The sequence below is a fragment of the Pseudomonas sp. R3-41 genome, from assembly GCF_054161485.1.
On sequence record NZ_CP096421.1, the window covers coordinates 3,296,712 to 3,320,017 of the forward strand.

The 23,306-nt window shown below is 62.3% G+C and carries 19 protein-coding genes; 11 read left to right on the forward strand and 8 right to left on the reverse strand.

Features of this window, described 5'->3' with window-relative positions:
• The first annotated feature begins 11 nt into the window (after positions 1-11).
• The 9 genes from M1D99_RS14730 (at position 12) to M1D99_RS14770 (ending at position 12,074) form a co-directional block, all read left to right on the forward strand.
• Positions 12-3,785 carry a nitrate reductase subunit alpha gene (locus M1D99_RS14730; RefSeq protein WP_434576141.1) on the forward strand — a complete coding sequence of 1,258 codons (3,774 nt, stop codon included), beginning with the start codon at positions 12-14 and terminating at the stop codon, positions 3,783-3,785.
• Position 3,786: 1 nt separating this feature from the next.
• The gene (gene narH, locus M1D99_RS14735; protein WP_186705785.1) at positions 3,787-5,325 is read left to right on the forward strand and encodes a nitrate reductase subunit beta; all 1,539 of its coding nucleotides are present in this window, start codon (positions 3,787-3,789) and stop codon (positions 5,323-5,325) included.
• A 2-nt stretch (positions 5,326-5,327) separates the two neighbouring features.
• A complete protein-coding gene (narJ, locus tag M1D99_RS14740) occupies positions 5,328-6,083 on the forward strand; it encodes a nitrate reductase molybdenum cofactor assembly chaperone (protein WP_186705786.1) in 756 nt (251 codons plus the stop codon).
• Entirely contained in the window at positions 6,076-6,756 is a 681-nt protein-coding gene (gene narI / locus M1D99_RS14745; RefSeq protein WP_186705787.1) for a respiratory nitrate reductase subunit gamma, read from the forward strand. The genes narJ and narI overlap by 8 nt, the downstream gene beginning before the upstream one ends.
• 10 nt (positions 6,757-6,766) lie before the next feature.
• Complete coding sequence (locus tag M1D99_RS14750; protein WP_458132075.1) at positions 6,767-7,720, forward strand: peptidylprolyl isomerase; 954 nt, start codon at positions 6,767-6,769, stop codon at positions 7,718-7,720.
• Positions 7,721-7,745: 25 nt separating this feature from the next.
• Positions 7,746-8,738 carry a GTP 3',8-cyclase MoaA gene (gene moaA, locus M1D99_RS14755; protein WP_186705789.1) on the forward strand — a complete coding sequence of 331 codons (993 nt, stop codon included), beginning with the start codon at positions 7,746-7,748 and terminating at the stop codon, positions 8,736-8,738.
• Positions 8,739-9,173: 435 nt separating this feature from the next.
• Positions 9,174-11,189 (forward strand): ribonucleoside triphosphate reductase, encoded by a 2,016-nt coding sequence (locus M1D99_RS14760; protein ID WP_434576147.1) that lies wholly within the window; start codon positions 9,174-9,176, stop codon positions 11,187-11,189.
• A 31-nt stretch (positions 11,190-11,220) separates the two neighbouring features.
• Positions 11,221-11,382, forward strand: coding sequence for an anaerobic ribonucleoside-triphosphate reductase (gene nrdD / locus M1D99_RS14765; protein WP_186729275.1), 162 nt, complete (start codon positions 11,221-11,223; stop codon positions 11,380-11,382).
• Positions 11,379-12,074 carry an anaerobic ribonucleoside-triphosphate reductase activating protein gene (locus tag M1D99_RS14770; protein WP_225917587.1) on the forward strand — a complete coding sequence of 232 codons (696 nt, stop codon included), beginning with the start codon at positions 11,379-11,381 and terminating at the stop codon, positions 12,072-12,074. Before nrdD ends, M1D99_RS14770 begins: the two co-directional genes overlap by 4 nt.
• A gap of 256 nt (positions 12,075-12,330) precedes the next feature.
• Here the strand turns inward: M1D99_RS14770 and M1D99_RS14775 are convergent, their stop codons facing one another.
• Genes M1D99_RS14775 through M1D99_RS14790 form a run of 4 tightly spaced genes read right to left on the reverse strand, consistent with a single transcriptional unit; the run spans position 12,331 to position 15,440 of the window.
• The gene (locus M1D99_RS14775; protein ID WP_458132076.1) at positions 12,331-13,698 is read right to left on the reverse strand and encodes a 4Fe-4S binding protein; all 1,368 of its coding nucleotides are present in this window, start codon (positions 13,696-13,698) and stop codon (positions 12,331-12,333) included.
• Positions 13,686-14,540, reverse strand: coding sequence for an FTR1 family iron permease (locus tag M1D99_RS14780; RefSeq protein ID WP_434576152.1), 855 nt, complete (start codon positions 14,538-14,540; stop codon positions 13,686-13,688). The genes M1D99_RS14775 and M1D99_RS14780 overlap by 13 nt, the downstream gene beginning before the upstream one ends.
• Before the next feature lie 22 nt (positions 14,541-14,562).
• Positions 14,563-14,907: a cupredoxin domain-containing protein gene (locus M1D99_RS14785; RefSeq protein ID WP_186705793.1), complete on the reverse strand. Its 345-nt coding sequence runs from the start codon at positions 14,905-14,907 to the stop codon at positions 14,563-14,565.
• 2 nt (positions 14,908-14,909) lie between these two features.
• Entirely contained in the window at positions 14,910-15,440 is a 531-nt protein-coding gene (locus M1D99_RS14790) for an iron transporter (RefSeq protein ID WP_434576156.1), read from the reverse strand.
• A 204-nt stretch (positions 15,441-15,644) separates the two neighbouring features.
• On the opposite strand from M1D99_RS14790, the gene M1D99_RS14795 reads away from it, so the two are divergent.
• A complete protein-coding gene (locus M1D99_RS14795) occupies positions 15,645-15,872 on the forward strand; it encodes a DUF3079 domain-containing protein (RefSeq protein ID WP_186705795.1) in 228 nt (75 codons plus the stop codon).
• A gap of 158 nt (positions 15,873-16,030) precedes the next feature.
• On the opposite strand, the gene M1D99_RS14800 is transcribed toward M1D99_RS14795, so the two are convergent.
• The 3 genes from M1D99_RS14800 to M1D99_RS14810 form a co-directional block, all read right to left on the reverse strand.
• Positions 16,031-17,770 carry a dipeptidase gene (locus tag M1D99_RS14800; protein ID WP_458132077.1) on the reverse strand — a complete coding sequence of 580 codons (1,740 nt, stop codon included), beginning with the start codon at positions 17,768-17,770 and terminating at the stop codon, positions 16,031-16,033.
• 318 nt (positions 17,771-18,088) lie between these two features.
• Positions 18,089-20,089, reverse strand: coding sequence for a peptidase U32 family protein (locus M1D99_RS14805; RefSeq protein WP_434576160.1), 2,001 nt, complete (start codon positions 20,087-20,089; stop codon positions 18,089-18,091).
• Between the two features lie 118 nt (positions 20,090-20,207).
• A complete protein-coding gene (locus M1D99_RS14810; protein ID WP_434576162.1) occupies positions 20,208-21,776 on the reverse strand; it encodes a sensor domain-containing diguanylate cyclase in 1,569 nt (522 codons plus the stop codon).
• A gap of 127 nt (positions 21,777-21,903) precedes the next feature.
• Here M1D99_RS14810 and M1D99_RS14815 point away from each other — a divergent pair, with 127 nt between their 5' ends.
• The gene (locus M1D99_RS14815) at positions 21,904-22,362 is read left to right on the forward strand and encodes a metallophosphoesterase family protein (RefSeq protein WP_434576164.1); all 459 of its coding nucleotides are present in this window, start codon (positions 21,904-21,906) and stop codon (positions 22,360-22,362) included.
• 4 nt (positions 22,363-22,366) lie between these two features.
• On the opposite strand, the gene M1D99_RS14820 is transcribed toward M1D99_RS14815, so the two are convergent.
• The gene (locus tag M1D99_RS14820; protein WP_434576166.1) at positions 22,367-23,269 is read right to left on the reverse strand and encodes a sugar phosphate isomerase/epimerase family protein; all 903 of its coding nucleotides are present in this window, start codon (positions 23,267-23,269) and stop codon (positions 22,367-22,369) included.
• Positions 23,270-23,306: the final 37 nt, after the last annotated feature.

Sequence of the window (23,306 nt, forward strand, 5' to 3'; positions counted from 1 at the left end):
AGGAAGACATTGTGAGTCATTTACTGGATCAACTGCGGTTCTTCAACCGCAAGCAAGGCGAGTTTTCAGACGGCCACGGCGAGACCCGCAAGGAGTCCCGCGACTGGGAAAACGTCTACCGTTCCCGCTGGCAGTACGACAAGATCGTGCGTTCCACCCATGGAGTGAACTGCACCGGTTCGTGCTCGTGGAAAATCTACGTCAAGAACGGCCTGATCACCTGGGAAACCCAGCAGACCGACTACCCGCGCACCCGCAACGACTTGCCTAACCACGAGCCACGCGGCTGCCCTCGTGGCGCCAGCTACAGCTGGTACATCTACAGCGCCAATCGGCTCAAGTACCCGAAGATCCGCAAGCCGTTGCTCAAGCTCTGGCGCGAAGCCCGGCAGACCTTGTCGCCGGTGGAAGCCTGGGCCAGCATCGTCGAGAACAAGGCCAAGGCCGACTCGTACAAGAGCAAGCGCGGCATGGGCGGCTTCATTCGTTCCAACTGGGAAGAAGTCAACGAGATCATTGCCGCGGCCAACGTCTACACCGTCAAGGAACACGGCCCGGACCGGGTGGTGGGCTTCTCGCCGATCCCGGCCATGTCGATGGTCAGTTACGCCGCCGGCTCGCGCTACCTGTCGCTGATCGGTGGCGTGTGCCTGAGCTTCTACGACTGGTACTGCGACTTGCCGCCAGCGTCGCCGATGGTCTGGGGCGAGCAGACCGACGTGCCGGAATCGGCCGACTGGTACAACTCCAACTACATCATTGCCTGGGGCTCCAACGTCCCGCAGACCCGTACCCCCGACGCGCACTTCTTCACCGAGGTGCGCTACAAGGGCACCAAGACCGTGGCGATTACCCCGGACTATTCGGAAGTCGCCAAGCTCACCGACCTGTGGCTCAACCCCAAGCAGGGCACCGACGCCGCGCTGGCCCAGGCCTTTAACCATGTGATCTTCAAAGAATTCCACCTGGACAAGCCGAGCGCCTATTTCACCGAATACGCCAAGCGCTACACCGACCTGCCGGTGCTGGTGATGCTCAAGCCGATGCTCGGCGCAGCGCCGGGCGCCGGTTACCAGCCGGACCGTTTTCTGCGGGCCAGCGACCTGACCGACAACCTCGGCCAGGACAACAACCCGGAATGGAAAACCATCGCCCTGGATGCCGCCGGCGAACTGGTGTCGCCACAAGGCTCCATCGGTTATCGCTGGGGTGAGAAGGGCAAGTGGAACATCCTGCCCCGTGAAGGCGGTGAGGGACGTGAGATCGACCTCAAGCTGAGCTTGATCGGCGGCGACGTCGCCGAGGTGGCGTTCCCGTACTTCGCCGGCGAAGCCCAGGAGTACTTCCAACACGTGGCCGGCGACGCGGTGCAGTTCCGGCGGGTGCCGGTGCACAGCGTGGTGCTGGCCGATGGCAGCGTAGCGAAAGTCGCCACGGTGTTCGACCTGTCGGCGGCCAACCTGGCGATCGACCGTGGCCTGGGCGGCGCCAACGTTGCCAGGGACTATGACGACGCCTCGGTGCCCGGCACCCCGGCCTGGCAGGAGCAGATTACCGGTGTGAGCCGCGAGAAGGCGATCCAGATCGCCCGCGAGTTCGCCGACAACGCCGACAAGACCCGTGGACGCTCGATGATCATCGTCGGTGCGGCGATGAACCACTGGTACCACATGGACATGAATTACCGCGGGCTGATCAACATGCTCATGCTCTGCGGTTGCGTTGGCCAGACTGGCGGCGGCTGGGCCCACTACGTCGGCCAGGAAAAACTCCGTCCGCAATGCGGCTGGCTGCCCCTGGCCTTTGGCCTGGACTGGAACCGTCCGCCACGGCAGATGAACGGCACCAGCTTCTTCTACGGCCACAGTTCGCAATGGCGCCACGAGAAGATGAGCATGCACGATGTGCTCTCGCCTCTGGCCGATAAGTCGCAGTTCCCCGAGCACGCCCTGGACTACAACATCCGCGCCGAACGCGCCGGCTGGTTGCCCAGCGCGCCACAGCTCAACACCAACCCGCTGAACATCTGCCGCGATGCCGCCGCCGCTGGCCTTGATCCGAAAGACTACGTGGTCAAGTCGCTGCAGGACGGTTCACTGCGTTTTGCCTGCGAGCAGCCGGACAGCCCGGTGAACTTCCCGCGCAACATGTTCATCTGGCGTTCCAACCTGCTCGGGTCTTCGGGCAAGGGCCACGAGTACATGCTCAAGTACCTGCTCGGTACCAAGAACGGCGTGATGAACGAAGACATCGGTCATAGCACCGAGTGCAAGCCCACCGAAGCCGAATGGGTCGACGAGGGCGCCATTGGCAAGCTCGACCTGGTGACCACCCTGGACTTCCGCATGTCCTCGACCTGCGTGTATTCCGACATCGTCTTGCCGACCGCCACCTGGTACGAAAAAGACGACATGAACACCTCGGACATGCACCCGTTCATTCACCCACTGTCGGCCGCCATCGATCCGGCCTGGGAATCACGTTCGGACTGGGAAATCTACAAAGGCATCGCCAAGGCGTTCTCGGCCATGTCGGTCGGTCACCTCGGCGTCGAGAAAGACCTGGTCACCGTACCGTTGATGCACGACAGCGTCGGCGAACTGGCCCAGCCGTTTGGCGGCACCGACTGGAAGAGCGCCGGCGTGGCCCCGCAACCGGGCAAGAATGCGCCAAACCTGCAAGTGGTCGAGCGTGACTACCCGAACATCTACAAGCAGTTCACCTCCCTGGGCCCGATGCTGGAAAAACTCGGCAACGGCGGCAAGGGCATCAACTGGAACACCGACACCGAAGTGAAATTCCTCGGTGAGCTGAACCACAAGGAAGTCGACGCGGGCATCAGCCAAGGCCGGCCAAAAATCGACAGCGCCATCGACGCCGCCGAAGTGATCCTGTCCCTGGCCCCGGAAACCAACGGCCATGTCGCGGTGAAAGCCTGGGCAGCATTGTCGGAATTCACCGGCATCGACCACAGCCACCTGGCGGTGTCGAAGGAGCACGAGGCGATTCGCTTCCGTGACATCCAGGCCCAGCCGCGCAAGATCATCTCCAGCCCGACCTGGTCCGGCCTGGAAGACGATCACGTGAGCTACAACGCCGGCTACACCAACGTTCATGAGTCGATCCCATGGCGCACCATCACCGGCCGCCAGCAGTTCTACCAGGATCACCCGTGGATGCAGGCGTTCGGCGAGCAACTGATGAGTTACCGGCCGCCGGTCAACACCCGCACCATCGAAGGCGTGAAGGGCAAGCGCAGCAATGGCGAGACCGAGATCGTCCTGAACTGGATCACCCCGCACCAGAAGTGGGGCATCCACAGCACCTACAGCGACAACCTGTTGATGCTGACCTTGAGCCGTGGCGGACCGATTGTCTGGCTCTCGGAGATCGACGCCAAGCGCGCCGGGATCGAGGACAACGACTGGATCGAATGCTTCAACGCCAACGGCGCGCTGACCGCCCGGGCGGTGGTCAGCCAGCGGGTCAAGGAAGGCATGGTGATGATGTACCACGCCCAGGAACGGATCGTGAACGTGCCGGGTTCGGAAACCACCAAGACCCGTGGCGGCCACCACAACTCGGTGACCCGCGTGGTGCTCAAGCCCACCCACATGATCGGCGGCTACGCCCAACAGGCCTACGGCTTCAACTATTACGGCACGGTCGGTTGCAACCGCGACGAATTCGTCGTGGTGCGCAAGATGGTCAAGGTCGATTGGCTCGACGGTTCCAGTGGCGATGATTTGCCGCGTCCACTGCCGACTGATATCGAGGAGAACTGAGATGAAGATTCGCTCACAAATCGGCATGGTCCTGAACCTGGACAAATGCATCGGCTGCCACACCTGCTCGATTACCTGCAAGAACGTCTGGACCAGCCGTGAAGGCATGGAATACGCCTGGTTCAACAACGTCGAATCGAAGCCGGGCATCGGCTATCCCAAAGAGTGGGAAAACCAGGACAAGTGGAAGGGCGGCTGGGTGCGCAACGCCGACGGCTCGATCAACCCGCGCATCGGCGGCAAGTTCCGCGTGCTGGCGAACATCTTCGCCAACCCGGACCTGCCGAGCCTGGACGATTACTACGAGCCGTTCGACTTCGACTACCAGCACTTGCACACCGCACCGCTGGGCGAGCACCAACCCACCGCGCGCCCACGCTCGGTGGTGTCGGGCAAGCGCATGGAGAAGATCGAGTGGGGCCCGAACTGGGAGGAAATCCTCGGTACTGAATTCGCCAAGCGGCGCAAGGACAAGAACTTCGACAAGATCCAGGCGGACATCTACGGCGAGTACGAAAACACCTTCATGATGTACCTGCCGCGCCTGTGCGAGCACTGCCTGAACCCGGCGTGCGCGGCATCGTGCCCGAGCGGTGCGATCTACAAGCGCGAGGAGGACGGCATCGTCCTCATCGACCAGGAGAAATGCCGCGGCTGGCGCATGTGCATCAGCGGCTGCCCGTACAAGAAGATCTACTTCAACTGGAAGAGCGGCAAGTCGGAAAAATGCATCTTCTGCTACCCGCGCATCGAAGCCGGGATGCCGACCGTTTGCGCCGAAACCTGCGTCGGTCGGATTCGCTATCTCGGTGTGCTGCTGTATGACGCCGACCGCATCAGCGAAGTGGCGAGCACCGCCAACGAGCAGGACCTGTACGAGAAGCAACTGGAGATCTTCCTCGACCCGAACGACCCGGCGGTGATTCGCCAGGCCCTGGCCGATGGCGTGCCGCAGTCGGTGATCGATTCGGCCCAACGTTCGCCGGTCTACAAAATGGCCGTGGACTGGAAACTCGCACTGCCGCTGCACCCGGAATACCGCACCTTGCCGATGGTCTGGTACGTGCCGCCACTGTCGCCGATCCAGAACGCTGCCACGGCTGGCACGGTGGGTATGAACGGTGTGATCCCGGACGTCGACAGCCTGCGGATCCCGCTGCGCTACCTGGCGAACATGCTCACCGCCGGCGATGAAAAGCCGGTCAAGCTTGCGCTCAAACGCTTGCTGGCGATGCGCGCCTACAAACGGGCCGAGCAGGTCGACGGCGTGCAGGACCTGCAAGTGCTGGCTGACGTCGGCCTGAGCGTTAACCAGGTGGAAGAGATGTACCGCTACCTGGCCATCGCCAACTACGAAGACCGTTTCGTGGTGCCGAGTGCCCACCGCGAAGACGCCATGAGCGACGCGTTCGCCGAGCGCTCCGGTTGTGGTTTCAGTTTCGGCAGCGGTTGCAGCGGCAGCTCCGACACCAACATGTTCGGTGGCAAGAAAGCCAACCGCCGCGACGTGATCAAGACCGTACAGTTGTGGGAGGAATGAGCATGCGCATTCTCAAGGTGATTTCGTTGCTGCTCGATTACCCGACCGAGACCCTGGTGGCCGGTCGCGACGAGCTGGAGCAGGCCATCGTGCAGGCGCGGGAAATCAGTCCCGCCCAGCGTGCCGGTTTGTTCGAGTTGCTGGAGCTGGTCTGCGGCCAGGACCTGATGGATGGCCAGGAGCACTACGGTGCGCTGTTCGGCCGCGGTCGTTCACTGTCGCTGCTGCTGTTCGAACACGTCCATGGCGAGTCCCGCGACCGGGGCCAGGCCATGGTCGACATGATGGCCCAGTACGAAGAAGCCGGGTTCGCCATCGGCGTCAAGGAACTGCCCGACTACATCCCGCTGTACCTGGAGTTTCTCTCCACCCGCGAAGACTTGGAGGCCCGCGAGGGCCTGGCCGATGTGGCGCACCTGCTGGCCTTGCTCGCGGCGCGCCTGGAGGAGCGTGAAAGCGCCTACGCCAGTTGCTTCCGGGCCTTGTTGCAGATCGCCGGGACAGAACCCCAGGCGGCGGTGGCCGAGATGCTCGAACAGGTGAAGGCCGAGCATCGGGATGACTCCCTCGAAGCCCTGGACAAGGTCTGGGAAGAAGAGGCCGTGGATTTCATGAAGGCCGAGCAGCAGGACCGCTGCAGTTCGATGCCAAGCGCGCCGGGCAAGGCCCGGGACGAAAGTGCAGTGCCGCTGCACTGGGTGGATTTTCAGCATGAAGGGCGGGCCGCAGCGCCTGCCGGGGAGGTGGGCAATGTCTAAATGGGATCTGTTGTTGTTCGGGGTCTACCCCTATGTCGCTTTGGCGATTTGCCTGCTCGGCAGTTGGGCACGCTTTGATCTGTCCCAGTACACCTGGAAGGCCGGTTCGAGCCAGATGCTGAACAAGCGCGGCATGCGCGTGGCCAGCAACCTGTTTCACATCGGTGTGCTGTTCGTGCTGGCCGGGCATTTCGTCGGGTTGCTGACGCCTTCGGCGGTTTATCACCACTTCCTGAGTACCGAGAACAAGCAGTTGCTGGCGATGGTTTCCGGCGGTTTCTTCGGTGTGCTCGGCCTGATCGGTTTGCTGATGCTGCTCAACCGGCGCCTGACCGACCCACGGGTGCGCGCCACCTCCAATGTGTCGGACATCCTGGTGCTGGTGGTATTGCTGGTGCAGTTGGTGTTGGGGCTGATGACCATCGTCGCATCCACCGCCCATATGGACGGCTCGGTGATGGTGATGCTGGCCGACTGGGCCCAGAACACCGTGCTGTTGCGCCCGGTTGAAGCCGCGACCTCGATCGCGCCGGTGGGCCTGGTCTACAAGCTCCACGTGGTGCTGGGCCTGACGCTGTTCGTGCTGTTCCCGTTCACCCGTCTGGTCCACATCGTCAGTGCGCCGGTCTGGTACCTGGGGCGTCGTTATCAAATCGTTCGGCAGAAGTTCTGAGGAGAAGATCATGGCGAGTGGATGCGGATGTGGCGGTGGTAGCGGGGGCGGTGGTTGCGGTTCCTCGGCAAAAGTGCCGCCGGTGGTTGATGTGGAGCCGGTTGGGGCGGTGCAGTTCGAGCCGGCCCAGGCGGGGCCGGTGGCAGAGGATGAAGCGCCACAGCTGATCGCCAGCAGTGAGCAGGAGTGGCCGATCATCAGAGTCAACGGGGTGTCGATCGCCCCGCAGGCGATGGCCCAGGAGCTGCAATATCACCCGGCTGACAGTCGCGAGGAGGCGGTCTACCAGGCCGCTCGGGCGCTGGTGATTCGCGAATTGCTCCAGCAGCGCATCGCCGAGCTGGGCCTGGCGTTGCAGGTCGGTGCCGGAGAAAACGAAGAAGAAGCGGCGACGCGGCTGTTGCTGGAACGTGAGGTGCAGGTGCCGCAGTGCGACGAGGCCACCTGCCTGCGTTACTACGAAAGCAACCGCGCTCGCTTCCACAGCGCGCCATTGCTGGCGGTGCGGCACATCCTGCTCGAATGTGCGCCGGACGATGCCGAGGCCCGCAGCCTGGCCCATGTCCAGGCCGAGCTGCTGCTGGAACGGTTGGACCAGTTCCCGGGCAGCTTCGCCGAGCTGGCACTGAAGTATTCGGCGTGTCCATCCAAGGAGCAGGGCGGCTCGTTGGGGCAGATCAGCAAGGGCCAGACCGTGCCGGAGCTGGAGCGCCAGTTGTTCACCCTGCCGGCGGGCCTGGCCAGCAAACCGCTGGAAAGCCGTTATGGCTGGCACGTGATCAGCATCGACCAGCGCATCGATGGCCAACCATTGCCGTATGAGGCGGTGGCGACGGCGATTCGTACCCAGTTGCAGCAGGGCGTTTGGCAAAAGGCGCTGGTGCAGTACCTGCAAACCCTGATCGGTGCGGCGGACATTCGCGGCATTCACCTTCAGGGCGCCGACTCGCCGCTGGTGCAGTGAGCACGGGCTCAATCGGGAGATTTACATGAACGCGGTGTTGCAGGACGGGTTTGGGCGCCAGATCGATTATTTGCGGATGTCGGTGACCGATCGTTGTGATTTTCGCTGTGTGTATTGCATGGCGAAAAACATGACCTTCCTGCCGCGTCAGCAAGTGTTGACCCTGGAGGAATTGCAGCGCCTGGCGCGGCTGTTCGTCGGCCTGGGGGTAAAGAAAATCCGCCTGACCGGTGGCGAGCCGCTGATCCGTCCGGGCATCGTCGGGCTGTGTCGCGACATCGCGGCATTGCCCGGCCTGCGGGAACTGGTGATGACCAGCAATGGCTCGCAGCTGGGACGATTGGCCCAGCCCCTGGTGGACGCTGGGGTCAAACGCATGAACATCAGCCTCGACAGCCTGGACGGCGAGCGTTTTCGGGCGATCACCCGTAACGGCGATCTGGACCGGGTGCTGGCCGGCATCGACGCGGCGAAGGTCGCTGGGTTCGAGCGGATCAAGCTCAACTGCGTGGTCATGAAAGGGCGCAACTTCGATGAAGTCCCGGCGTTGGTGCAGTACGCCATCGATCAACGCATCGACATCAGCTTCATCGAGGAAATGCCGTTGGGTGAGGTGGGCCGTTCCCGAGGCGAGTCGTTCTGTTCCAGCGATGAGGTGCGGGCCGAGATAGCCCGTCATCATCGTTTGCTCGACAGCGCCGAGAGCAGCGGCGGACCGGCGCGTTATGTGCGCCTGGCGCATCATCCGCAGACCCGCATCGGTTTCATTTCGCCCAACACCCATAACTTCTGCGCCAGTTGCAATCGCGTGCGCATGACCGTCGAAGGGCGCTTGCTGCTGTGCCTGGGGCAAGAGGACTCCCTCGACCTGCGGGGCTTGCTGCGGCGTTATCCGCTGGACGATCAGCCGATCATTCAGTCGATCAAACAGGCACTCAAGGGCAAGCCCTTGCAGCATGACTTCAGCCCTGGCGGGGAAGTACAGATCGTCCGGTTCATGAACATGAGTGGTGGTTAGCAGAAGGGGGGCTGTTATGAATAGAAATCCCACAGTTACCCCGAAACTCCTGTGGGAGCGGGCTTGCTCGCGAAGGCGGTGGGTCAGCTTGCATGGATGTTGAATGTGCTGGCCTCTTCGCGAGCAAGCCCGCTCCCACAGGGGGATTTTGGGTGAATTCAGATCCTGCAGTCACTCCGAAACCAATGTGGGAGCGAGCTTGCTCGCGATGACGGCGGTCCAGTCAACATTGATGTCAACTGATCCACCGCTATCGCGAGCAGGCTCGCTCCCACAGGAGATTTTTGGTGCCCATAAAATGACCTTTCAAGGCTGATGGCAGTCGCTCCCGATTCTTGATGCCGATCAATTGCAACCCTGCGTTTTGTCCGTACTCTTCACTGCATATTGTGTTCATAGATCTCAAAAAACCTATATGTAGTGTCTGGAGCCAAAATGCAGAGCACGTTGATCTCAGTAGGCTGTAACCGCTTGCACAAGCGCGATGGCAGTGTGGTCGCCTTTGATGCGGACAAGATCCGCCAGGCGTTGATCGCCGCTGGCAAGGCTACCGGCGAATACGCCGAAGCCGAGGCCGAAGGCTTGCTTGAGGCGGTATTGGCGCGGTTGGAAGGGCAGACTCGGTTGAATGTCGAGCAGATCCAGGACCGGGTCGAGCGTGTGCTGATGGACGCCGGGTACTTCCTGTCCATGCGCGCCTACATCGTCTACCGCGAGCAGCACGGACGCCTGCGTCGGGATCGCCGTACGCTGGTGGAAGTCGCCACGTCGATGAACGAATACCTGGATCGTGAAGACTGGCGCGTGCAGGCCAACGCCAACCAGGGTTATTCCCTGGGCGGGCTGATCCTCAACGTGTCGGGCAAGGTCACCGCCAACTACTGGCTCGACGAAGTCTACAGCCAGGCCATCGGCGAGGCGCACCGCGAGGCAGACCTGCATATCCACGACCTGGACATGCTCGCCGGCTACTGTGCCGGTTGGTCCTTGCGCACCTTGCTGCACGAAGGTCTCAACGGCGTGCCCGGGCGGGTCGAGGCTGGGCCGCCCAAGCACTTGAGCAGTGCCCTGGGCCAGATGGTGAATTTCCTCGGCACCCTGCAAAACGAATGGGCCGGTGCCCAAGCGTTCAGCTCGTTCGATACCTACCTGGCGCCCTATGTGCGCAAGGATCAGCTCAGCTACGACGAGATTCGCCAGTCGTTGCAGGAGTTCATCTACAACCTCAACGTACCGTCGCGCTGGGGCACGCAAACCCCGTTCACCAACCTGACATTCGACTGGGTCTGTCCCCAGGACCTGCGTGAGCAGATCCCGATCATCGGCGGCGAAGAAATGCCGTTCGCCTACGGTGACCTGCAAGCGGAAATGGAGTTGATCAACCGCGCCTACATCGAGGTGATGCAGGCCGGCGATGCGAAAGGCCGGGTCTTCACTTTCCCGATCCCAACCTACAACATCACTCACGACTTCCCGTGGGACAGCGAGAACGCCGACCGGCTGTTCGAAATGACCGCCCGCTACGGCTTGCCGTATTTCCAGAACTTTCTCAATTCGGACATGCAACCCAACCAGGTGCGCTCGATGTGCTGCCGCCTGCAACTGGACGTGCGCGAGCTGCTCAAGCGCGGTGGCGGCTTGTTCGGCTCCGCGGAACAGACCGGCTCCCTGGGGGTGGTGACGATCAACTGCGCGCGCCTGGGCTACCTGTACAAAGGCAACACCAGTGGGTTGCTGCAACGCATCGATACCCTGATGGAACTGGCGAAAGAGAGCCTGGAGGTCAAGCGCAAGGTCATCCAGCATCACATGGATGCTGGCTTGTATCCCTACACCAAGCGCTACCTGGGCACGTTGCGCAATCACTTCTCCACCATTGGCGTGAATGGCCTTCACGAAATGCTGCGCAATTTCACCGATGACCAGGAGGGCCTGCACACCGAACAGGGCCGGGCCTTCGCCCTGAAACTGCTGGACCACGTGCGCGCCACATTGCTGCGTTTCCAAGAGGAAACCGGCCACCTCTACAACCTCGAGGCCACGCCCGCCGAAGGCACCACGTACCGCTTCGCCAAGGAAGACCTCAAGCGTTACCCGGATATTCTGCAGGCCGGCAGCTCGGTCGCACCGTACTACACCAACTCCTCGCAACTGCCGGTGGGCTTCACCGAGGATCCGTTCGAAGCCCTGGAGCTGCAAGACGAACTGCAATGCAAATACACCGGCGGCACCGTGTTGCACCTGTACATGGCCGAGCAGATTTCCTCCACCCAGGCCTGCAAGCAACTGGTGCGCAAGGCCCTGGGACGTTTCCGCCTGCCGTACCTGACCATCACGCCGACCTTTTCCATCTGCCCGGTGCACGGCTACTTGGCTGGCGAACACGAGTTCTGCCCGAAATGCGACGAGGCCTTGCTGCTGCAACAGCAGTCGGCAGGCAGCGTTCACTGATCCGATCCATCGACCGTTAGGAGCTTTACCCATGAGCGCAGTACAAACGACTCCACAGGCACAGCGTCAACGTTGCGAAGTCTGGACCCGGGTGATGGGTTATCACCGCCCGGTGGCGGCCTTCAACCCGGGCAAGCAGTCCGAGCACCGCGAGCGGGTGCACTTCACCGAACGCGCGGCCGGGCGTCCATGAGTCGAGTGCTACGGGTCGGGGGCATGGTGCCCCTGACCACCCTCGATTACCCGGGCCAACTGGCCTGCGTGCTGTTTTGCCAGGGGTGTGCCTGGCGTTGTCGTTATTGCCATAACCCGCAACTGATCCCGCCGCGCGGTAGCGAAGAGGTGGATTGGTGCCGGGTGTTGGCGTTTCTGCAACGCCGGCAGGATCTGCTCGACGCCGTGGTGTTCAGCGGCGGCGAGCCAACCTTGCAGGACGGCCTGGGGCCGGCCATGGAAGAAGTGCGGCAGATGGGTTTTCGCATCGGCCTGCACAGCGCTGGCATCAAGCCGGCGGCCTTCGCCAAGGTGGTTGGGCAAGCCGATTGGGTGGGCTTCGACGTCAAGGCCTTGCCCGAAGACGCCCTGGACGTGACTCGGGTCGAAGGCAGCGGCGCCGCCAACTGGCGCAGTCTTGATCATTTGCTGGACAGCGGCGTGGACTATGAATGTCGCACGACGGTGCACTGGCATCTGTTCGACCCCGAACGGTTGCTGACCCTGGCCCGGCGCCTGAACGAGCGTGGCGTCAGCCGCTTTGCCGTGCAACTGGTGCGCACTGCCCGGATGCTTGATCCCCATCTTTCCAGCGTCTCGGCGCAGGCCTTGCAGCCTGAGCTGTGGGCGGCCATGCGCGAGTTGTTTCCTTCGTTTGTGTTGCGCAGTTGAGTGGTGGATAGCGGTGGGTCTGCTGGCAGGGATGTCGTCTGACACGCCCCCTTCGCGAGCAAGCTCGCTCCCACAGGGATCTGTGGTGAATACAAATTCAACAATCACCCCGAAACCATTGTGGGAGCGGGCTTGCTCGCGAAGGCGGTTTGTCAGTCAATGTATATGTAGCTGACCCGACGCATTCGCGAGCAAGCCCGCTCCCACAGGGGAATTGTGGTGGGGATGGCTTTTGTGATCCCCCGCAATCCCTCGATCACCAACCCCAGAATTGCAACCACCAGCCATACCCCACCCAGCCGCTGGCCAGGACCAGGCAGGCCATGGCGGGCAAGCGTCGGATCGGCGATGCCACGCTTGCCTGCAGGCGCTTCCAGCCCAGCCACAGGCTCCAGGCGATCGCTGCCGTTAAAAGCGCGGCCCGGGCCGGCGTTACCCACTCCAGCAACAGGCCTTCATAGCGCAACAACTTGACCGTGGTTGCCGACAAACCGAGGAACAACCCGGCACCGCCAAGGGGCGTCAGGGTGAGGGCCAGGGGCTGGTAGTTTGTCGTGTCGCCTGAGAGCCATGCGGCCAGGCGCATGAGAAACAGCAACGAAGTGCCCATCAGCAGCGCACTCAGGCCCAGGTACGCGACGATGCAACAGCCGTCGAGCCAACTGAAACTGTCATTGAGGTGCGGGTAGTGGGTCAGCAACCACCAGGGCGCGTTGTCCTGGAGTGCCCAGAGCCAATCGTGACTCACCAGCCATTGGGCCAGGCTTTGCTTGAGGTTGATGAACCAAGGGCTGACGGTCCACTGGAACGCGCCCATGGCCAGGCCGATGACACCGAACAGCAGCAGGCGAGCGTCCCAGGGGGAAAGTGTGTTGGCCGTCGCCTGGAGAATTTCCGCGTTGCTGGAGCGGGCAATCAGCCGTACCGCGTCGCGCTGGCCGCTGCAACGACCACAGGCGTGGCAATCGGCTGCGCCGCGCAGGCGACGGATGTCCAGCAGCGGTGCGCAGTTGGGGGGCGGGCGCCGGGGCGGCGGGTTTTCCAGCCAGCGTTGTTCATCCACCTGAAAGTGCACCGGCGCCAGGCGAGCGAGCAGGGCAAACACACCGCTGACCGGGCACAGGTAACGGCACCACACCCGCTTGCCCCGGGCGAACAACAGGCCGACGATCACTGCGGCGACGGTCGAGCCGCCGAGGATCAACAGCGCTGCCTGGGCATAGTCGTACACGCTGATCAACTGGCCGTAGACCGTGGTCAGGCAGAACGCCAAAGTCGGCCAGCCAGCCCAGCGCACCCCGCGCGGCACCCCGAGGCCCTTGCCGTACTGGCTGGCCCATTCGCTCAAAGCGCCTTCCGGGCACAACACGCCACACCAGAGGCGACCGAACAGCACGATCGACAGCAACACGAACGGCCACCAGATGCCCCAGAACAGGAACTGCGCCAGCAGCGTCAGGTTGTCCAACAGCCGCGCCTGGCTATTGGGCAATGGCAACATGGCCGGCACCACCAACAGCACCGCGTAGAACAGCACCACCGCCCATTGCACCGCACGAATTGCCGAGCCATGGCGACGCATGCCGTCGCCCAGGCGTTGGAGCCAGGGGTTCAGGTCGGGCATGGCAGGGTTTCCGCCTTACGTGGTCGCAACCAACCCGCGACCACTCCCCAATAGCCCAGCCACACCAGCAACGTCATCGCACTCGGACTGGCGCGATACCCAGCGAAATCCGCCAGGAACCCACCCAAACCGTGGCCGTCGTCGAGGAGCGCACTGCTGTCCCACAGCGCGTCGCCAATGCCGCGATACACCGCCTCGGGCCAATCCATCGCCAGCAATTGCCCGCCGACCCGCTCGAAGGCGCTGACCAGCAGTGCCGCGCCCAACAGCAGCAGGATCGTTTCGCTGATGGCAAAAAAACGCGGCCACGAGATGAACCGGCGACTGCTGTGCAGCAGGGAGACGGTCAGCAGCGACAACACCAGCCCGGCCAGTGCGCCCACGGCGAACAAGCCCAATGGCGGCCCCTGCAGGCGCGCACCGGCGCCATACAGGAAGACCACGGTTTCACTGCCTTCGCGGCTGACGGCGAGCAAGGCCAGGACCAACAGGCCCAGGCCACCCTGGCGGCCCAGGCGCTGGTCGGCGTGGCGTGTCAGGTCATGCTTGAGCGTCCGTGCGTTTCGGTGCATCCAGCCGACCATCTGCACGATCAGCAAGCTGGCGACCAAGGCCAACGCCGCCTGGAACCATTCACTGGTGGTACCGCTCATGGCCTCGCCGGCGAGCAGGATCAGGCCGGCCAGCACGCCGGAAAGCAGCAAGCCCAACGCCGCGCCGGCCCATACATAACGTCGCAGTTGGCTGGCCTGTTGCTGCTGGCTGACCCAGGCCTGGAGAATCCCGATCACCAACAATGCCTCGACGCTTTCGCGCCAGACAATAAACATCGATTGAGTCATGCTAACGCCTCCTGCTGGCCGATTACCGGGCGAGAATCCCGCCCTCGGGCAGTTGCGGATTGAATTCGTCGAAAAACGGGTAGTGCCCAGGGCGCAGCGGATGAATGACCACGAACGTCGTAACACCGGGCGAGAGCACTTTCTCGACGCGCAATGGCGTGCTTTCGAACTCCGCCGGGCCCTGGCCGACATTTTTCAACACGATCTTGAAGCGTTGCCCGGCCGGTACTTCCAGTTGCGGCGGCGTAAAATGCCCGTCGCGGATGCTCAATTCATAAGTGGGCAGTTCGGCCTGGGCGATGGATGGCAGCAGCAGACCGACCAGCGTCAGCCAGGCTAGGCAGGACAGCCAGGATCGGTGGCTCATGTTCAGTACCCGCCTTTTTTACCGACCCCGGCGTAGACGAATTCGTAGTGCAGTTCGCAGCGTTCGAACCACGGCGCCACGCCGGTTTCCTTGTCGGTATGACGACCGAGGGAGGCGTGGCCGCCCGGTGGCAGGACGGTGAAGGTCAATTGATATTTGCCAGGGCCGAGCAGCTTGACGTTGTCGCCGTAGTGCGGCCCGTCGTTGGCGACCATGGCGTGGAAGTCGCCCTTGAGCGCGGTGTCGTTGCCTTGTTTCTTCAGTTGGAACGACACGTTCAGATAAGGCACGAAACTGCCTTCCTGGAAGCCTTGCTGGTTGTCCGCGGTGGCGCGGATGTCGGCTTCCAGGTGCACGTCGGACTCGGCCGTGGCGCGCATCATCCCGGCGGGGGCCATTTCGATCGGTTGCAGGTACACCGCGCCGACTTCCAGCCCCGGGCACAGTTGCGGTTCGCCGATGGGGTATTCCTTGGCCTGGGCTAATGTTGGCAGCAACAGCAGGGCGAGGGACAACGGAGCAAGGGTACGCATGATGACTTCCTGGTTGGCTAAAGGATGGCGCCGAGTCTAGGAAGCTTCGCTGCGAATAATAATGATTCTTGTCAATTTTCAGCGTGAATTTTTGATCGGTGAACGTCAGTTCGTTCCCGTGCGGCTGTTCTTGATCAGGATCAAGGGCGGCAGTGGCCCGCCGGAGTAGGGTACGGGTACACCCATTGGTTATGCGGGGGCCTCATGGCAAAGCCGTTTCCCATCAGTCCCAAGCATCCCGAGCGCATTTGCTGGGGGTGTGATCGTTACTGTCCGACCAGTGCGCTGGCCTGCGGCAACGGTGCCGATCGCACGATGCACCCGGCCGAGATGATCGGCGAGGACTGGTACCTGCATGGGGATTGGGGGCTGGAGTTGGTCGACGTTACCGCGAAGGTCATCGATCCAAGCGCTACTCACCTGAAGGAATAAGGTGAAGGAATAAGGGTAAACCTGTGGCCAGAGATTGCTCCCGCTGGACTGCGCAGCAGTCCCAAAAAACTTGCGGTCGCTGCGCAACCGAGCGGGAGCAAGCTCCCTCGCCACAATGATCACCCACAGGCCTTGATAACCGTCTCGCTCAGGGCCGATCAGAGCTTCGGCAACTGCCCGATCCGCCCCATCATCTCGGTCACGATCTGCAAGTCCAGCAGGAACTGCTCCACCGTCTTGAACTCATTGTCGTTGTGCCCGGTGTACTTGACGTTGGGCATCGCCAGGCCGAATTGCACGCCGTTGGGCAGGTCATGGACCGAGGTGGCGCCGGCGGAAGTGCCGAACGTGTGTTCCATGCCCAGGTTCTCCGTGGCGACGGCCAGTAGCGCCTTGACCCATTCACCTTCGGGATTTCGGTACATCGGTGCGTCGATAGTGTTGTCGAAGGCTACGGCGACCTGGGACTTCTTGGCCCAGGCGGAGAGCTTATCGTTGATTTCAGTCTTCAGCGTTTCGGTTGGCTTGCCCACCGGCACCCGCAGGTTGACCGCCAGCTTGAAGGTCTGCTCATCCATGCCGACGTAGGTCAGGGACGCGGTCAGCGGCCCCATGAATGCATCGGAGAAGCCAATCCCCAGCTTGTTGCCCAGATAGTCCAGCCCCCAGTTGTCGGCGGCGTAGCGGGCGGCGTCGGTGATGTGGTTGTGCTTGAGGGCGACCTTGCCGTCGAGACCGTTGATGAACACCAGCATTCTGGAGACCGGGTTGACGCCTGATTCGGGCTCGGAGGAGTGGGCCGAAACGCCAGTGAAGGTCAGCTTGACCGCGTTGTCGGCCACTGCGCTTTTTACCTCAAAGTCGCCGCCATTGGCCTTGGCGAATTCGGTGCCGGCCTTGAGCAGGTTCGCTGCCAGATCTGTGGGCTTGTCGGTCACGAAGGTCGCCACCGAGGTCGACGGGATCTGGTTGGTCGCCATGCCCCCCGTCAACGCGATGATTTCGGCGCCCTTGCCCTGGGCCGCGCGGCGAGGGAAGTTGGCCATGACCGTGCCGTAGCCTTTCTCGGCGATCACCACGGGGTAGCCGCCATCCAGCGCCAGGTTGTAATTGGGCGTCGGGTTGCGTTCGAAATAATAGGGGATGGCGTCGCCGGTGGTTTCTTCGGTGGTGTCGACCAGCAGCTTGAAGTTGCGCGCCAGCGGCAGTTTTTCTTCCTTGATGATTTTCATGGCGTAGAGCGTCACGACGATACCGTTCTTGTCGTCCTCGGTACCGCGGCCATACATGCGATCACCCACCAGGGTGACCTTGAACGGATCGAGGCGCGTACCGTCTTTCAACACCCAGTTCTCCGGCGTGACCGGGACCACGTCGGCATGGGCGTGGATGCCAACGACTTCATCGCCGCTGCCTTCTAGGGAAATCTCATAGACGCGGTTGTCGATGTTGCGGAAGTCCAGGTCGAAGGATTCGGCGAGGCGCTTGATCTCGTCGGCGATCTTGAGGAATTCCGGGTTCTCGTGCTGGGCAACGCCGTCCTTGCGATAGGTCGGGATGGCGACCAGTTCCTTCAGCGTCTCGGTGGCGGCTTCGCCGTATTTCACCCGAGCGTAAAGGCCCAGCAAGCGGTGGATTTCGTTCTGTTGTTCAGCGGTCAGCGTCTTGTTGTCTTGGAAGGCGCTGATGGCCGGGCCGAGGTCGGCGGTTTTGGCCAGGTCGCTCTTGGCGACCTCTCCAAGGAAGTGCCTGAAATCCTTGACGGAGGTGTCGGAGAAGGTTTTGACGATGGCCGCGCTTTGTTGTGCGGTGATGTTGGCGCTGGCCGACATCGCGAATGACGGCAGGCTGGACAGTATGAGGGTGGCAATGGCAAGACGCTTGAACGGGAAGTTCATGGTGGCAGGCATTCCTTTGCAGGGGAGAAGTGTCGTTTGATGGAAACAATCACTTACAACCTAACACCATGAGCGCGCGGCGGGGGAGCCCCTTGAACACGATTTGTCGCCCGGAAAAGCGAAAACGACGTAGAAATGAAACATCCATTCCAAGCACCGATACTCTGTGTGGGAGCGGGCTTGCTCGCGAAGAGGCCAGCACATTCAACATCATCGTTGACTGTTATGCCGCCTTCGCGAGCAAGCCCGCTCCCACAGGGACCTGTGGTGGATGCATGTTTTGTGAACGCCCGAAACCCAATGTGGGCGTGCTATTGCTTAATGCGGTGCGCGCGGGATCGTCTTGAGCAGGTCTTCCGGGCTGATATGGCCTACCACGGGCTGCGCCGTGCTGCCGGGCAATGGCAGGTCGAGGATGTGGCCCTTGATCTTGCCGACCACGTGCATCTCGCAAGGTTTGCAGTCGAACTTCAGCGTCAGCACTTCATCACCGTGGATCAGCTGCATCGGCGCGACCTTGGTGCGCACGCCGGTGACGCCCTTGGCCTGCTTGGGGCACAGGTTGAACGAGAAGCGCAGGCAGTGCTTGGTGATCATCACCGGCACTTCACCGGTTTCCTCGTGGGCCTCGAAGGCCGCGTCGATCAGCTTGACCCCGTGGCGATGGTAGAAGTCCCGGGCCTTCTGGTTGTAGACGTTGGCCAGGAACGACAGGTGCGACTCCGGGTACACCGGTGGCGGGCTGGTCTCGGCCTTGCGGCCACCGCGTGGGTGGGCCTTGATGCGGGCGGCGGTCAGGGCTTCGATGGCTTCGCGGCGCAACGCCTTGAGCTGCGAGTTGGGGATGAAGAACGCCTGGGGCGCATCCAGCTCGATGGCGGTGGCGTGGTATTCGGTGGTGCCCAGTTGACCGAGCAGGTCGTGCAGTTGCTCCAGGGCCTGTTCCGGCTTGTTCGCCAGGCCGAACGGCCCATCGAGGGCAACACTGGCGCTAATGCCTTCTTCGCTGGTGGCGGTCAGTTCCAGGCGTTCTTCACGCAGGCACGCCACCCAGGCCAGGCCGACCCGACGCTCGGAAGAGGTCTTGAGCAATGCTTGCTGCCAATTGTGGTCCAGGTTGCGGCTCAACGGATGGTTGGGGCGCAACTGGTACATACCGGCTGGCATCTCGTTGGGTTCGACGCGGTAGCGGTAACGCTTCTGGCCATCCTCTTCGAACTCACCCTTGGGCTCGGCGATGTTGGCGCGGAAACCGACGACTTCGCGCTTGACCAGCACGTTGAGGCCGTCGCCGTTGGACAGTGGATCGAAGGTCACCACTTGCAAGTCGCGCTTGCCGACTTTTTCCACCACGCCCACCGGCACGCCGGTGAAGGTCGGCGAGTCGAAGGCGCCGATGTCGATCTTGCGCTCGCTGACGAAATAGTCGGTGCTGCCACGGTGGAAGGTCTTGTCCGGGTCGGGAACGAAGAAGTGTGCGGTGCGGCCGCTGGACGCACGGGCCAGGTCCGGGCGGTCTTCAAGGACATCGTCCAGGCGCTGGCGGTAATAGGCGGTGATGTTCTTCACATAGCCCATGTCCTTGTAGCGCCCTTCGATCTTGAACGAACGCACGCCGGCTTCGACCAGGGCGCGGATGTTGGCGCTCTGGTTGTTGTCTTTCATCGACAGCAGGTGTTTTTCATAGGCGACCACCCGGCCCTGGTCGTCCTTCAAGGTGTAGGGCAGGCGACAGGCCTGGGAGCAGTCGCCACGGTTGGCGCTGCGGCCGTTCTGGGCGTGGGAGATGTTGCACTGGCCGGAAAAGGCCACGCACAACGCGCCGTGGATGAAGAACTCGATGGCCGCATCGGTCTCGTCGGCGATGGCGCGGATCTCCTGCAGGTTCAGCTCACGGGCCAGGACCAGTTGCGAGAAACCGGCCTGGTCGAGGAACTTGGCCCGGGCCAGGGTGCGGATGTCGGTCTGGGTGCTGGCGTGCAGCTCGATGGGCGGGATATCCAGCTCCATCACCCCCAGGTCCTGGACGATCAACGCGTCGACGCCGGCATCGTACAACTGGTGGATCAGCTGGCGGGCCGGCTCCAGTTCGTTGTCGTGCAGGATGGTGTTGATGGTCGTGAACACACGGGCGTGGTAGCGGTGGGCGAATTCCACCAGCCGGGCGATATCGCCCACCTCGTTGCAGGCGTTGTGACGTGCGCCGAAACTCGGGCCACCGATGTACACGGCGTCGGCGCCATGCAGGATGGCCTCGCGGGCGATGGTCACGTCGCGGGCGGGGCTGAGCAATTCCAGATGATGTTTGGGCAAGGACATTTGTTTTTAGTCAGGCTGGTCACGGTCGAAGCGCGCATTGTAGCCGCCAGGCGCCTCGCCGGCACCTGTGGACTTGGGTTTGCACGATTCTGACCGATGCGCGGCGCTCTCGCGGCGTTCACCCCGACGTCGTGCCAGCGCTGCACCAACGGTTTCGCCCGGTGTTTTTCGCCAGGTACAAGAAGGCGTCCGCGGCCTTGATCAGCACCGCCGGGGTTGCATCCTCGTCGCTCGGCTGGCTGGTGGTGATGCCGGCGCTGATGGTCACGATGCCCAGGGGATGATCGCCATGTTCAATGTTCAAGGCCCTGACGGCTTCGAGGATTTGCTGCGCGACCTTGGCCGCCCCGGCACTGTCGGTGTTGGGCAACAACACGGTGAACTCTTCACCGCCGTAGCGCACCGCGAGGTCGCCCGGCCGCTTGATGGTCTGCCCGATCGCGTCCGCAATCGCCCGCAGGCAATCGTCGCCGGCGGCATGGCCGTACCGGTCGTTGAAACGCTTGAAGTAATCCACATCCAGCATGATCAGGGCCAGGGATGAGCCCTGGCGCCTGGCCAGGCGTAGTTCATCGGCCAGGGCGATGTCCAGCCGCCGGCGGTTGCCCAGCCCGGTCAGGCTGTCGGTCAGCGCCATGTCGCGCATGGCCTGGTGGGCACTGCGAATCTGCTTTTCCATGGTCATGCGGTAGCGCAGCTGGCTCAACACGATGAGCCCGAAGCCCACCAGGATCGCAATGAGGAAAATCAGCACCAGGCCGGTCTTGAGCAGGTCCCGGCGCCAGGGCGCGATGATCGACTCGCGGGACAAGCCGGTTTCCACCACCAGCGGATACGTGGTCAAGGCCCGGTAGCCATACAGGCGCTCGGTATCGTCGACGACGGCCCTGGCTTCGGCAACCCCTTGGTTGGAGGTGGGTAAATGCTCCCTGAAGATCACGCTGTTGACGAGGCTCTTGCCAATCACCGAGGCGAGGAAGGGACGTCGGACCAGGATCGTTCCGCTGCGCTTGGCCAGGACCAGCGCGCCTTTGCCATCGATTTTGAAGTCGCCGTAGTAGTCGACGAAATAGCTGACCTTCACGGTCCCCAGCATTACGCCGGCAAACGAGCCATCGGGGTTGTTCAGGCGGCGGGAAATAGGAATGATCAGGTCGTGGGTGGAACGGCTCTGGACCACGTCACCGATGCGCACGCCTCGATCCTCATGGGTGCGATGGTATTGGAAGTAGTCACGGTCGGCGTTGTTCGCCATTTCCGGGATGACTTTCTTGTCCGTCACCAGCCATTGGCCGTCCGGGCCGTAGATAAATAGCCCGTGCAATTGCGGCATGATCGCGGCCTGTTGCACCAAGAGCTTATGGATGCGCGGGACGTCCATGTTCTGCAGGCCATCGCCCTCCACCCGTTCGGCGAGGGCGGCGGTGACCACATCCACTTGTCGAATGGTGTCTTCGGCGTGCTGGGCCGTCGCCCGTGCCAGGTTCGTCACCGAGTCCCGGGCAGACGCAAACGCGGCACGGTAATCGCGCCAGGTTCGCCAGCCTTCGACGGCCAGGAAGGCGATGACGACCACCAGCATGAAACTCACCGTCAGCCGAAATGCAGCTCCGGCCCGCACAGCCTGCTGGGAGAAGGCTTCATCCGGGCTTTCGATCTTGGGCTCTGGCTGCTTGCGTCCGAGCATTCACATATCCTTTCCACGACGGGTCTGCGCCTTTCCAGGCGTAGCCTATCCTATTCGATTTCAGCACGTTAGCTAACTGCGACGAGTCAGGTATAACCGGCGACACACGATCGAGGAGAAAGGTTTCGTGAAAATTGGCGTGATTTCGGACACCCACGGCCTGCTGCGCCCTGAAGCGCTTGCGGCGCTGCAAGGCTGTGAGCGGATCATTCATGCGGGTGATATCGGCAGCCCGGAAATCCTCGATGCCTTGGCTTCCATTGGCGAGCTGCAGGTGGTGCGTGGGAACAACGATCTGGACGCCGAATGGGCGGGACACCTTGCCGATTGCCTGCAATTCGACTTGGAGGGATGGCAGGTCCTATTGGTCCATGACATCGCGGACGTGCCGGCGCCACTCGACCCGGGCGTGCGGCTGGTGATCACCGGCCATTCCCATAAGCCGCTGATCGAGTGGCGTGGCGAGCGGCTCTATCTCAACCCAGGCAGCGCCGGCCGGCGACGGTTCAAGTTGCCGGTGACGCTGGCGCTGCTGGAGGTGAGCGAACAGGCGATCGAGCCGCGGATCGTGCCATTGCTCCCGTGACGGTCTACCTGAAGTACTTGTCCACGTAGGCCTGTATTTCCTTGCGCATGAAACGCCCGGATTCGTCCGCCCGTTCTTCCCAGCCGAACACGCATGCGGTGACGATGCCGTCGAAGCCAGTCTTGGCCAGTTCGCTGAAAAACAGGTCCCAGTCGATCTCGCCCTGGTGCATGTCCATGTGTTGGTGGACGGTGACCTTGGCGCCCGGGGGGTTGACGATGTAGCGCAGGCCGGACGAGGCCTTGTGGTTGTAGGTGTCGGCGATGTGGACATGGGCGATCATCGACCCGGCCTCGGCGATCATGGCTCGCATGTCGTCGCCGAAGTAGAAGGTGTGCGGCGTGCAGTACAGGAACTTGACGTTGTCCGAACCAATGGTCTTGAGCATGTCGAGGGCCGGGTGCAGGGTTTCGCACCAATCCTCCGGGTGAGGCTCGACGTTCAGCGTGACCCCCTCGCTTTCCAGGATCGGCACCAGTTCCTCCATCGAACGCCACCACGCCGCTTCGCTCGATTCGTGGCTGTGCACGCCACCGCAGCAACTGACTTTATGCCCACGATCAGGCGACGGCCCACGGCCAAACTCCGAATTCATCGTCGTGCAGCCCATGTCCACGGCGACCTGGATCGCCTCCTTCCAGTAGTTCACCGCTGCCCGGCGTTCGTCTTCATGGGGGCTGGCCCAGCGGTACATCGGCAGCAGCGAGGCCAATTGCAGGTCGTGGTCGCGCAGGGCTTTCTTGAACTCGGCGATGCGCTCCTTATGGGCGCGGGGGCGTACCCACCAGGGCAGGAAGTCCTCCCGTGGCGATAGTTCCAAGTACTCGAAGCCGAGCTCGGCGGTCTTGCGGCACAGGTCCGGCAGGCTCAGGTGGCGATGCATGTAGGGGTCGAGGGCGATTTTCATTGTTGTTCTCCATTGTGCAACGTTCATTACCTGTGGC